This window comes from Henriciella pelagia, assembly GCF_002088945.1.
GTDB lineage: Bacteria > Pseudomonadota > Alphaproteobacteria > Caulobacterales > Hyphomonadaceae > Henriciella > Henriciella pelagia.
The window spans coordinates 391,449-403,462 of the sequence record NZ_NCSU01000007.1; the positions used below are offsets into that span (position 1 = coordinate 391,449).

Consider the following 12,014-nt stretch of genomic DNA (forward strand, 5'->3'; position numbering starts at 1 on the left):
GTCTATTGCCCGCCTGCCTGCATGGCGAGGCGCATCTGTTCGGCCTGTTCCACGCTGATCCCAAGCGCGTCCAGCAGCGGGCCGCCATCGGTCTCGTCCCAGCTGTGGCGCGGACCGACCGTCATGCCGCCATCGACGAGGAACTCTCCGCCTGTGATGAAGGCCGCCTTTTCCGAAGATAGATAGGCCGCCATTTCAGCAATATCCTTGCCCTGCCCCGTCCGGCCAGCCGGCTGCATCCGACCGCCCTGCTGCTCGACCAGCGCGGCCATCTGGTCGGCCTGCTCGCGCGACAGGCCGAGCGAAGCGCCAAAGATGGAGGTTGCGATGAATCCTGGCAGGATCGCATTGACACGGATCTGGTATTTCGAGAGCTCTGCCGCGGCGAGCTTTGAGAAATGCGCAACGCCTTTCTTGGCGACTGAATAAGTGATCGGCGCATAGCCCGCACACACGGCAGAGATGGAGGACGTATTCACGATCGACCCACCGCCCCGCTTCTTCATGTGAGGAATGGCGAGCTTGGTGCCCACGAAGACTGACTTCAGGAGCAGGTTCATCGTTGCGTCCCAGCCCGCCTCATCAAGGTCTTCGACTCCGGTCGGCGTACCGCCATGACCGGCATTGTTCCAGAGAATGTCGAGCCCGCCAAACGCGCCCTCGGCTGTCTCGAACAGTTTTTCAAGGTCGGCGGTCTTCGTCACATCGCAATGCACATAGCGGACCCGGTCAGGCCCGAAACGCGCCTCGAGCGCCTTGCCTTTCTCGTCCTGGAGGTCACCGGCGACGATGTTCGCGCCCGCCTCTGCGAACACCTCGACACCGGCCAGCCCGATACCGCTCGCCGCGCCTGTGATGATTGCCACTTTTCCCGATAGATCGCCCATGGTTTCCTCCGATATCTGTTTTCATCGAAGGGGCGCTCGCATCCACTCCAAGTCAAGGCTCGCGTCGGGGAAGGAGAGGTTGTTTGACCCCCTCCCCGTCGGGAGAGGGTCAAACTGGGGACATTACCGTCCGGCGGTGGGGAACAGCCGGCGGTTCAGGTAGGTGTATTCGAGCGCAGATCTGCGCGCAGTCTCTTTTTGGTTAGCTGCAGCCGAATGACCCCCGTCGATATTTTCATAATAATAGAACGGCTTATTAGCAAGCTCGAAAAGGTGCGCCATTTTTCGCGCGTGTCCGGGGTGCACCCGGTCGTCCTTGGTTGAGGTCAGGAAAAGCGGCGTCAGATAGTCTGCTGCAGGATCGAAATTCTGGTACGGCGAGATCTTTTCAAGGAAAGCCCGCTCTTCCGGCACGTCCGGATCGCCATATTCATCGACCCATGACGCCCCCGCCAGCAGCTTGTGATAGCGCAGCATGTCGAGAAGCGGCACCTGGATGACGATTGCGTTCCAGAGGTCTGGCCGCTGCACCATCATGGCTCCCATCAGCAGGCCGCCATTCGAGCCGCCCATGATGCCGAGATGCTCGGACGAGGTGACACCCCGCGCGATCAGATCCTCGCCGACGGCGATAAAGTCATCATAGATGATCTGGCGTTTGCCCTTGAGGCCGGCCTGGTGCCATTGCGGGCCGAACTCGCCGCCGCCGCGAATATTCGCCAGGACATAGGCTCCGCCCTCTTCCAGCCAGAGACGACCGCGAACCGCCGAATAGGACGGGTTCATCGACACCTGAAAGCCGCCATAGCCATAGAGCAGCGTTGGCGTGGTGCCATCGAGCGGCATGTCTTCCTTGTGAATGATGAAGTACGGGATCCTGGTTCCGTCGGTCGACGTCGCAAAGAACTGCTCGACCTTGAGCCCCTCTGTGTCGAACTTCGCCGGCAGGCTTTTGAGCGGCGACACTTCGCCAGATGACACGTCGTAACGCAGCAGGGAGTCTGGCGTCAGGAAGCCCTCATAATTGAGGAAGACCGTATCAACATCCTTGTCCGCGAACGCGATCCCGGACTGGCCCGTACCAGGCAGCACAATCTCGCTCGTGGTCCAGCCTCCAGAGCCCGGCTCAAGCGTCAGGACTTTCCCGACAACATTCTCCTGGAGCGACAGAAGCGCCGCGCCCTTGGCGATCGCCACACCATTCACTGCCTGACTTTCATCCGGGCTGAACACCAGCTCTACTGCCGGCAGAGCGCGCGTTTCGAGAAACGGGTCGAGTTCGAAAGCGACAAGATCGCCTGACTTGAACGCGACAGGCTGACCTTCCGGTGCCCAGTCCTGCTCCAGGGTCACCAGAAGCTTGCCCTGATAGACTCCTTGCGGCGTGGACTTTGGCGGGATTGGCAGCTGGACTTTTTCATCCTCGCCGTCCGGCAGCCACCAATAAGTGGACGTGAAAAATGTGTCGGATTCCACCGCCATCTGGAGGCGCGTTCCGTCTTCCTTCTCAATGATGGCGGGCCAGACGCCCACATCCGTCACCTCGCCGCGGACGACTTCAACAGCGTCAGACAGTGGAGTTCCACGCGTCCAGCGCTTCACGATGAAGGGGTAGCCGGATTGAGTGACCGTCCCCTCGCCCCAGTCGGTGCCAATCAGCACTGTGTTTTCATCGACCCAGGCGATACCCTGCTTGGCCTCAGGCGTGACAAAGCCGCCTTCCACGAATGTCTTTGTTTCAAGATCGAACTCGCGCTGTATCACGGCATCCTTACCGCCATCCGAGAGCGACACCATGCACAGCCACTTGCCGCCTTCCGGCTGGAAGCAGTTTGCGCCCTTATAGACCCAGTTCTTGCCTTCCTCCTCGGCCAGCTTGTCAAAATCGACGATGGTCTCCCATTCGGGATTATCCGTCGCATAGCTTTCCAGAGGGGTACGCCGCCACAGGCCGCGCACATTGGTGTCGTCCTGCCAGAAATTGTAGACCATGCCATCGCGGATCGACCCGTAAGGGATCCGCTCATCTGAGGTCAGCACGTCCAGCGCGTCCGTATAGTAATGGTCGTAAAGCGGATCGGCCTGCAGCTCGCCCAGCGTGCGCTCATTCTGCGCACGGACCCAGTCCAGGGCTTTCTCACCCTCGACCTCTTCCAGCCAGACATAAGGGTCATTATCGCTTGTCGGCAGGGCGAAATCTGTTGAAGCGTCTACGGTCACGTTTGGTGGGTTCTCCTCGGGTGTCAGATTGGCTGAAGGTTCGGTCTGGCATGCAGCGAGCAGGCTCGCGGCGACTGTGGCACAAATGACGACACGCATCAGGGCATCGCCGTTCTGTAGGCTGTCTGGCTATTGCATGTCGCCAACTTAATGTGAAAATTCATTTCGCAAACAGGGAAGCGCTCATGAAAGTCACGACGAGACGCAATCTTCTGAAGGCAGGAGCAGCAGGACTTGGCGGACTGGCCGCCCTGTCGGGGCGCAGCGCCGCACAGGAGGGTGAAGAGGCAGCCATGACCCCTGACACACTCATCAATGCCGAGAAGGTTGCGGGCGTCAGCTTCACGGCTGCCGAACGCGAACAGATGGTCTCCACCATTGAAGATCAGCTGAGCGCCATTCAGCAGCTGCGTGCCTTCGAAAAGCCGAACGACCTTGCCCCCGCCCAGACCTTCGATCCACGCCTGCCCGGCGTCACCTATCAGACCCATCTTGGCAGGAACGCCCTCATCCCCTCGCGGGTCGAGGCCCGCCCACTGCCATCTGACGACGCAGACATTGCCTTCGCACCGGTGTCGCAACTGGCGGACTGGATTCGCCGCGGCCTCGTCACATCGCGTCAGCTGACGGATATCTACCTCGCCCGCATCGACGAAATCGATCCCAAACTCCACGCCTGGATCACCGTCATGCCGGAGCGCGCCCGCGCCGAAGCCGATGCCATGGATGCTGAAATTCGCGCGGGGCGCTATCGCGGGCCATTGCACGGCATTCCTTATGGCCTGAAAGACCTGTTCGACGCAGCCGGAGCCAAAACCACCTGGGGCGCAAAACCCTATAGCGACGGCGATGTGAAATCGGCTGACAGCACCGTGGTGCGCAAGCTCGCCTCGGCCGGCGCTGTGCTTCTCGGCAAGACGACCTGCGGCGCTCTGGCTTATGGCGACATCTGGTTCGACGAGGTCACCCGCAACCCCTTTGACCCGCGCGAGGGATCATCCGGCTCAAGCGCGGGCTCAGCCAGCTCCGTTGCAGCCGGCCTTTGCGGCTTCGCAATTGGCACCGAGACTCTGGGATCGCTCGTCTCTCCGTCGCATCGTTGTGGCGGGTCTGCCCTGCGTCCAACATTTGGACGCGTATCGCGCGCCGGCGGCATGGCGCTTTGCTGGTCGCTGGACAAGGTCGGCCCAATGGCGCGCAGCGTCGAGGACCTTGCCTATGTCCTGCAGGCCATCAGCGGCTATGACGCAGCAGACCCCAGTTCGCTGGAAGCCGGCTTTTCCTACGCGCCAATGGAAGATGTATCCGGCCTGAAACTCGGCTTTGACGAAGCCTGGCGCGAGAATGCGACAGAGGCTGAACTTGAAGCCTTCGATATCGCCCTGTCGCTCGGCGCCGAAATCGTCCCGTTCAAGACACCCGACCTGCCGCAAAGCCCGCTCCCACAGCAATTGCTGGCTGAGGCAGCCGCTGCCTTCGAAGCGCTGACGCTCAATGATCTCGACGATGAAATGGTCTGGCAGGAAGACGCCGCATGGCCGAACAGTTTCCGCGCGGCCCGCTTCCTCACAGCCGCCGACATCATCAATGTGGACCGCCTCCGCCGCCGCTGGATGCAGGCCATGCACCAAGCCTTTGAAGGCGTCGATCTCGTTATCGGGCCGAATTTCGCCTCCGGCCTCCTGACACCGACAAATTTCACCGGCCATCCCTGCCTTGTCATGCGTGCCGGCTTTCAGGAGACCAGGCCGCGCACCATTTTCGGCGCGCCATCTGACCCGGATGCTCCGCCAGCGCAGACGCCCGTCGCCATTTCGCTCTGGGCCCCGCTCTTCCAGGAAGCAAAGCTGCTGGCCTTCGGCGCCGTACTTGAGCGCGAACTTGGTGTCGCAGCCACGAGACCGGACCTTTGAAGACGCGCAACGTCCTCATACTCTGCACGGGCAATTCGGCGCGGTCCATCATTGGCGAAGTCATTGCCTCAAGCCTGCCGGACATGCGCGGCTATAGCGGCGGGTCGAGGCCCCGCGGCGAACTTCACGCCATGGCGCTCAGCGTGCTGGAGTCGAAGGGCCACAATATCTGGGACCTCGAATCGAAAAGCTGGGATGTCTATGCAGAGCCGGGCGCACCCCGGATGGATATCGTCATCACCGTCTGCGACAGCGCAGCGGGAGAATCCTGCCCCGTCTGGCCGGGCCACCCCGTCCAGGTCCATTGGGGCTTGCCGGACCCTGCCGCCGTCGAGCAGATGTCGCGCCAGCGTATCGCCTTCGAGGACACTTATGCCGCGCTCTACAAACGCCTCTCCAGACTGGCTGAGATTGACTTCGAACCCTTGCGCGATGCTGAACTCAAAACCGCCGCGCAGGACATTCACAAGACCTCGTAATCAGTTCGGCAGCACCGTCCGCCAGAAGGAAACGGAAGTTTCGATCTGGCCGAGCGCATCCCTGAGTATGGCCTGATCGGCCTCTCCAACCATGAAGCGCCGCACTGGCTGTGTCAGGGCAAGATGCCGGACCAGCCCGACCGCCACCATCAGCCCGTCCGGCAGCCGCACTGCGTCCACCTTTGTCCCTGTCGGGCGTGGATGCATCACATCATTGCGCGCCGCCACAACATGTTCGAAGGCGCGGTGGTCTGCAGGTTTCATCGGCGCGGTGAATGGCTGCTCCAGAACCGTCTCATCAGCAATGCGCGCGACGAGTTCATTCGGACCCGGCATCAGCGGCAATTCGGTGCCAGCCTCTGACAAGGCCATGATCGCAGCCTGCTGCACCATCAGCACAGCGCCCGTCACCAGCCAGGGCAGGCTTGAGTCCACTTCCGGGACCATGCCTGCATGCGATGCGGTAAATTTCGCTGTGTCTGCGAGCGGAGCGGAGAGGGGATGGGCCATGCCTTCCCTGTCTAGAGGGCATGGCTTCCCGGTTCCAGCGGTTTAGCTTCCCGCTGCCTCATTGAGGTCAATCGCGGTCTGGGTGACGACCTCCACGGGTGGGCGGTCCTTGTAGCCCTCCTCGCGCAGCACCGCCGCCACAGTTCCATCAGCATCGACAAAGACGATTGCCGGATGCGGCACGCCCCAATATTTCGACCCTTTCGGCATGTCCTCGTTGAGAAGCCCGAACGCCATTATGGCTGCCGAGTCCGGGTCCGATGCGAGCGTGTAGGTAAGCTCCTTCTTCGCCGCAAAATCTGCCAGGGTCTCTGTGTCATCATACGACACCAGCACGAGTGGCCATCCCGCCGCTTCAAGCGGCGCATTCGCGGCCTCCAGCTCTGCCGCCTGTTTCTGGCAATAGGGGCACCAGTCGAGCGACCGCACAAAGCTGATCGCCACGCCATTCGTGCCAGTGAGCGCGTCGAGCGAGACCTCAGTCCCATCCGGCCGGACCAGTGAGACGTCTGGCGCAGCACTGCCCACTTCCGGGCCGATCGCTGCGCCGACCTGAATCTGGTCCTGTTCGGCGACTGCTGGCGCGGCGGCAAGGCCAGCGAGGATGAGAGCGGCGAGACTGGTGCGGATCATGGGGAGCTCCTTGATTGGGTATGTCCCCCGCTCTAATCGCGAACGCCATCACACGCACCTCACAATTATGTGGTCAGGCTTTCGAGCCGCGGTTTTGCCGCCACTGCTCGGCGGTCTGGCCGTAGACATCCCACATCATGCCTTCGAATGGCGGCGGGGTCGGCGCCTTGCGCAGATACTGGCTGCCCAGCCGCTCTGCGACCCGGACCGAGGCGGCATTCTCCGGCAGGATCGTATGGATCACTTCCTGCCAGCCCAGCGTGTCGACGACATAGTCCATCGCCGCTGCCGCACCTTCGGTCGCATAGCCTTTGCCCCAGGACGAGCGCGCCAGCCCCCATCCGATCTCGGTGCCCGGCCAGCCATGCGGCCGCCAGGGACCGAGCCGGCCAACCCATTGGCCGCTCGACTTTTCGATGACGGAAAACATGGAGAAGCCCTCAATGGTCCAGGCTCCGGCCATGCCGCAAACCGACCGCCAGGTCAGCTCCGGCCCCTGCGTCCCTCCGAGATATTTCATGACCTCCTCATCGGCATGCAGGGCACACCATGGCTCGAAATCTTCCGCCCTGGGCGGACGCAGGATAAGTCGCTCGGTTTCAAGCGTGGGGCCAATAGCCATGTCGCACCTTTCTCTCGGTATGGGCAGGCCTGTCGGTCTAGACGAGTTTCATCCCTGCGCGAAGGGGCTGGATTTGGAAGGCGAACCCATGCAGGGTCCACAATCATGATCCCGCTCTCTCGCAAATCGCCCGTCCCGCCCGAAGACTGCAACCTCGCCAAGGCGATCGAACAGATCGGGGATCGCTGGACGATGCTGATCCTGCGATCAGCACTTTACGGCATCCGGCGTTTCGATGACTTCCAGTCCGAGCTCGGCACACCCCGCACCATCCTCTCAGGCCGCCTGAAATCACTGGTCGAAGCCGGGCTACTCGCAAAGCGCGCCTACAAGGTGGAGGGCCGACGCGCGCGTCCCGAATATGTCCTCACGGCCAAGGGCGAGGCGCTTCGTCCCATTCTGATCGCCCTCACCCAATGGGGGGATACCTGGCTCGATGGCGACGGCCAGCCGCCCGTCAGCTTCACCGATGCGAGAAGCCGCGAGGCTGTCCGCGCCGCCTTTGTCGACAGCAGCGGACGCGAAGTGCAGCCGGACAATCTGCGGATCGTCCTGCGGCGCTAGGCTCTCACGAAAGGACTTCCTGAAGTGTTGTTGGCGGTCGACCTATCGGGCCCGGCCCCAGACGCGAAGCGGGTCGAACGCGCCGTCTTCTGCCGCCGCTTTCAGTTCTTCCAGCTGGCGCATGACCGGGCTGGCCTCGTCGCCATGGCCGGCGAGGTAGATGGCCGCGTCGAGACGGCAGATCCGGCTGAACAGGTTCTCGGCATTCTCGACCAGATCGAGAAAATGGTCTGGCAGGCCGCGTCCGCGCTGCTTGGACGGGTCGAGCGGTGGGCCATCGCGGCTGATCCGGTACTTCTTGGCCAGCGCATCCTCATGCTTCATGTCACCGTCGCGAACGGCGCGCTGCATGACCAGCCAGCTTGCGGCCTGCATCAGCTTGGTGGTGAGCTCCATGCTCCAGGCGGCATAGGTCAGGCCCGCCTCACGCGGCAGCTTCTGCGACATGTCCCGGCCCGGACCATCCAGATAGGAGGCGGTTTCCTCAACCAGCGCCATGCCATCAGCGAAGACCTTCTCGAACACCCGGCTCGCGGTAAAATCGGGCATGTTGAAATCGTCACTGAAGTCTGGAGATACGGCCATGAAAGTCTCGGATTCTTGTCGTCGGCGTCTGTCGTGCCCCGGCTGGCGGGCAACACATTCCGTTTTACGGGGCAACCCGTTTAAGGGGTCTTAAGAGACGGCACGCTCAGCTCTTGAAGATGCTGTCTGCAGCAGACTTGTGATCCTGTTTCTTGCGGATTTCCGCTTCGCAGGCGGCGATCTCAGCCTTCAGCGCTTCGACACGCGCTTTCAGTTCATCAACCGAGAGCCTTTCCAGGTCCAGCTTGGCGGGTTTCGGTGCCTCTTCTTCAAACATTGATCCATCTCCCTTGTGCCTCTAGGCATGCTTGCCACAAGGCAAATGCACTGCCGCGAACAAATCAAGCAGGAATCTCGTTCCCATGACTAACATGATGAAAGCGATCATCGCCGAAGACGGACAGCCATTGAAAGTCGCCGAGGTCGAACGACCTGCAATCGGTGACAATGAGGTTCTGGTGAAAGTCGCCGCTGCGGGTCTCAACCGCGCCGATCTGGTCCAGCGCGCCGGAAAATATCCGCCGCCGCCAGGCGCCTCGCCGATCATGGGCCTTGAATGTTCAGGCACTGTCGAGACGGTCGGGGCGAAGGTCACAAAGTGGAAGCCCGGCGACAAGGTCTGCGCGCTTCTCGCGGGTGGCGGCTATGCCGAATACGCCGCAATCGATGAAGGCTCGCTCCTGCCCGTTCCAGAAAATCTCAGCCTTCTGGAAGCAGCCGCCCTGCCTGAAGCGATGATGACGGTCTACGCCAACATCTTCATGCGGTGCGCTTTTCGCGAGGGTGAAAGCATCCTCATCCATGGCGGCACATCCGGCATTGGCTCAATGGCGATCCAGATGGTGAAAGCAGCGGGCGCAAAGGACATCTGGACCACAGCAGGCACAGCCGAGAAATGCGAGGCTGCCACCGGCTTCGGCGCCACGCGCGCGATCAATTACAAGACCGAGGATTTCGAGGCCGTCGTGCGTGATGGCGGCGGGGCAGACGTCACGCTCGACATGGTCGGCGGGGATTATGTCCAGAAGAACATCTCGGCCGCAAGGGTGAACGGTCGCATCTGCAATATCGCCTATCTGAATGGTCCTGTGGTTGAGCTCAACCTGATGCCACTCATGCTGAAGCGTCTCGTCCTGACCGGCACCACGCTGCGAGCACGCCCGGTCGCGGAAAAATCAGACATCCGCGCCGCCATTGAGGAGAAATTCTGGCCGCTCGTCGCCTCCGGCGCGATAAGACCCGTCATTGATGAGGTCTATCCCTTCGCCCAGGCCGATGCAGCGCAGGCAGCAATGGCCAAGGGCGGGCACACGGGAAAGATCCTGCTCGACCTCTCCTGACCTGTGAATCGCGCGCAGCGCGCGAGAGTATTGATTCGCGCACACTTTATGAGTGTGTTACCGTCGAGTGTGCTCTCAGGAATTTTCTCCATGACGCGAGCGACAGTTTGGATCTAGATGCCCCATCGCTTTGAAGCCTTGCGTAGGGACGCCGCCTCGATGGAGGCCGCGTTCCACACCATGGCGAACTCCATTCCGCAACTGGCCTGGATGGCTGAGCCGGATGGCAGCATCTTCTGGTACAATCAGCGCTGGTACGACTACACCGGCACGAGGCTGGAAGAGATGAAGGGGTGGGGCTGGAAGGCCGTCCATCACCCAGACCATGTCGACCGGGTGGTCGAAAAAATCACCCATGCCTTCACCACGGGCGAGCCTTGGGAAGACCTCTTCCCCCTGCGCAGTCACACGGGCGAGTATCGCTGGTTCCTGTCGCGCGCCCTGCCGATCCGCGACGAGTCTGGGGCGATCCAGCGCTGGTTCGGCACCAATACCGACGTCACCGAACAGAAGAAATCCGAAGAACGCCAGACACTGCTGATGCGCGAGATCGACCACCGCGCCAAGAATGCGCTGGCTGTCGCCCAGGCCGTTGTCAGCCTGACCAAGGCCGACAATGTCGAAGCCTACAAGGCATCGGTCGAAGGCCGGATCGCATCGCTCGCCCGCGCCCACAGCCTTCTGGCCGCTTCTCGCTGGGACGGCGCAGACCTGAAGCGCCTGATCAGCGACGAAATCGCGCCCTATGACGACAGGACGCTCCGGCGCGTAACGCTGTCGGGGCCGTCCATTATTCTGGAACCATCCACGGCCCAGTCGCTCGCCCTTATCGTCCATGAACTGTCGACCAATGCGGCGAAATATGGCGCCCTATCCTCGCCGGATGGTCGGCTTGATGTCACCTGGGAGCTTAAGCAGGGCGAAATCCAGCTCCTCTGGCAGGAATCCGGCATTGAACTGCTTGCGCTTCCCTCACAATCGGGATTTGGCACAACCCTGCTCGACCGTCTCATCCGCGAGTTTGCCGAGGGCGAACTTCACCGCGAATGGACAAGGGAAGGCCTCAAGGCGAAAATCTTCATCCGCACCAACCGCGATCACCCCTCCGGTCGCAAGCCGGACCCGTCGCTGATACAGCCTGCTGCGGAATCGCATTCGACGAACCTGCCTTCAGTCCTGATCGTCGAGGATGAGGTGCTGACGGCCATGGACCTCGAATTCAGGATAGCCGAGGCAGGCTACCGCGTCATCGGACCGGCTGGAACGGTCGAAGAGGCCCGCGAACTTGTTGAATCGGACATGCCGAAGATTGCCCTGCTTGACGGAAATGTGGGCGGCGTGAAATCCTTCGATCTGGCGATGGGCCTGCGTGTCGCGGGGGTCGAGATTGTTTTCTGCACAGGTTATGAAGAGCTGGAAAACCTGCCGGACGGCCTGGGGGACTGCGCTGTCGTCTCGAAGCCGTTTCGTGATGAAGTCCTGCTTGATGCCCTGCGCCAGGCGCGCGAGAAACTCGAAGAGATTCAATAGTCCGCAGACTTGCGATAATCTGTTTTTCAATGTTCAGCTTTCCAGCGAGTGAGGCATGGCAAAATCGGGCTTGGTACAAATCGCAATGGCGGCAGCCGCCTCGCTGCTGATGGCGGCGTGCGTGACGCCCTGGCCGCCCACAGACACGCCGAAAACCGCAGACGCCCCGCCCCCCCTCACTATTGACCGGCTCCCGGCCGACTTCGTTCACAATGGCGGTGAGCCGCGCAGCGCCGACACAATTGACATGATCGTCATCCATACAATCGGCGGCCCGCTCTGCGAGGCGGGCGAAATCCGCTTTGCCGAGATTGGCGGGTCAGCCGTTTTCTGGCGCGACTGGTTTCTCGACCAGGACGACAAGTCGATCCATTACGTGATCGGGCGCGACGGCGCGATTGCCCAGCAGCGCCCGGACCTTCGCACGGCCGGCCATGTCAGTTTTCACGGCGTGCGCGAGAATGTGAACCGCCGCTCCATCGGCATCGAACTCGTCAATGATGGGGACGGCAAGGACCCGTTTCCACCGGCACAGATCGAAGCGGTCACGGCGCTCGTAAAAAAATTGTCCGCCGATTATGGGCTCGGGCCTGAAGATGTTTTCAGCCATTCCGAACTCGACCCCCGCCGGCTCGAAGGCTGCGGCGACAATTACAGGCGCGTGGACCCCGGCCCGCTCTTTCCCATGACTGACCTCAAGGCGGCGCTCGCCGATTAGGCCCGCCATCCGG

13 protein-coding genes are annotated in these 12,014 nt (G+C 61.5%); 6 read left to right on the top strand and 7 right to left on the bottom strand.

Going from position 1 to position 12,014, the window contains the following annotated elements; all coding sequences use genetic code 11:
• Positions 1–2 precede the first annotated feature (2 nt).
• Both B8746_RS04575 and B8746_RS04580 read right to left on the bottom strand, forming a co-directional pair.
• Entirely contained in the window at positions 3–887 is an 885-nt protein-coding gene (locus B8746_RS04575; protein WP_084392046.1) for an SDR family NAD(P)-dependent oxidoreductase, read from the bottom strand.
• A 123-nt stretch (positions 888–1,010) separates the two neighbouring features.
• A complete protein-coding gene (locus B8746_RS04580; RefSeq protein WP_084392047.1) occupies positions 1,011–3,206 on the bottom strand; it encodes a prolyl oligopeptidase family serine peptidase in 2,196 nt (731 codons plus the stop codon).
• A gap of 86 nt (positions 3,207–3,292) precedes the next feature.
• On the opposite strand from B8746_RS04580, the gene B8746_RS04585 reads away from it, so the two are divergent.
• Both B8746_RS04585 and B8746_RS04590 read left to right on the top strand, forming a co-directional pair.
• On the top strand, positions 3,293–5,020 hold the full coding sequence (locus B8746_RS04585) for an amidase (RefSeq protein WP_084392048.1): 1,728 nt from the start codon (positions 3,293–3,295) through the stop codon (positions 5,018–5,020).
• On the top strand, positions 5,017–5,499 hold the full coding sequence (locus B8746_RS04590) for an arsenate reductase ArsC (RefSeq protein WP_084392049.1): 483 nt from the start codon (positions 5,017–5,019) through the stop codon (positions 5,497–5,499). The genes B8746_RS04585 and B8746_RS04590 overlap by 4 nt, the downstream gene beginning before the upstream one ends.
• Here the strand turns inward: B8746_RS04590 and B8746_RS04595 are convergent, their stop codons facing one another.
• The 3 genes from B8746_RS04595 to B8746_RS04605 all read right to left on the bottom strand — a co-directional run bounded on the left by B8746_RS04595 (position 5,500) and on the right by B8746_RS04605 (position 7,264).
• Positions 5,500–6,009, bottom strand: coding sequence for a hypothetical protein (locus B8746_RS04595; protein ID WP_084392050.1), 510 nt, complete (start codon positions 6,007–6,009; stop codon positions 5,500–5,502).
• A gap of 42 nt (positions 6,010–6,051) precedes the next feature.
• Positions 6,052–6,642, bottom strand: a complete 591-nt coding sequence (locus B8746_RS04600; RefSeq protein WP_084392051.1) for a peroxiredoxin family protein — start codon at positions 6,640–6,642, stop codon at positions 6,052–6,054.
• Positions 6,643–6,715: 73 nt separating this feature from the next.
• Entirely contained in the window at positions 6,716–7,264 is a 549-nt protein-coding gene (locus B8746_RS04605) for a GNAT family N-acetyltransferase (protein ID WP_084392052.1), read from the bottom strand.
• Between the two features lie 105 nt (positions 7,265–7,369).
• On the opposite strand from B8746_RS04605, the gene B8746_RS04610 reads away from it, so the two are divergent.
• Positions 7,370–7,828 (top strand): winged helix-turn-helix transcriptional regulator, encoded by a 459-nt coding sequence (locus B8746_RS04610; RefSeq protein WP_084392053.1) that lies wholly within the window; start codon positions 7,370–7,372, stop codon positions 7,826–7,828.
• A 42-nt stretch (positions 7,829–7,870) separates the two neighbouring features.
• On the opposite strand, the gene B8746_RS04615 is transcribed toward B8746_RS04610, so the two are convergent.
• Both B8746_RS04615 and B8746_RS04620 read right to left on the bottom strand, forming a co-directional pair.
• The gene (locus B8746_RS04615) at positions 7,871–8,413 is read right to left on the bottom strand and encodes a DUF1465 family protein (RefSeq protein WP_084392054.1); all 543 of its coding nucleotides are present in this window, start codon (positions 8,411–8,413) and stop codon (positions 7,871–7,873) included.
• Positions 8,414–8,519: 106 nt separating this feature from the next.
• Positions 8,520–8,690, bottom strand: a complete 171-nt coding sequence (locus tag B8746_RS04620) for a DUF1192 domain-containing protein (protein ID WP_084392055.1) — start codon at positions 8,688–8,690, stop codon at positions 8,520–8,522.
• An 85-nt stretch (positions 8,691–8,775) separates the two neighbouring features.
• On the opposite strand from B8746_RS04620, the gene B8746_RS04625 reads away from it, so the two are divergent.
• The 3 genes from B8746_RS04625 (at position 8,776) to B8746_RS04635 (ending at position 12,001) form a co-directional block, all read left to right on the top strand.
• Positions 8,776–9,753, top strand: a complete 978-nt coding sequence (locus B8746_RS04625; protein ID WP_084392056.1) for an NAD(P)H-quinone oxidoreductase — start codon at positions 8,776–8,778, stop codon at positions 9,751–9,753.
• A 117-nt stretch (positions 9,754–9,870) separates the two neighbouring features.
• Positions 9,871–11,283: an HWE histidine kinase domain-containing protein gene (locus tag B8746_RS04630; protein ID WP_084392057.1), complete on the top strand. Its 1,413-nt coding sequence runs from the start codon at positions 9,871–9,873 to the stop codon at positions 11,281–11,283.
• Between the two features lie 55 nt (positions 11,284–11,338).
• On the top strand, positions 11,339–12,001 hold the full coding sequence (locus B8746_RS04635) for an N-acetylmuramoyl-L-alanine amidase (protein WP_084392058.1): 663 nt from the start codon (positions 11,339–11,341) through the stop codon (positions 11,999–12,001).
• Positions 12,002–12,014: the final 13 nt, after the last annotated feature.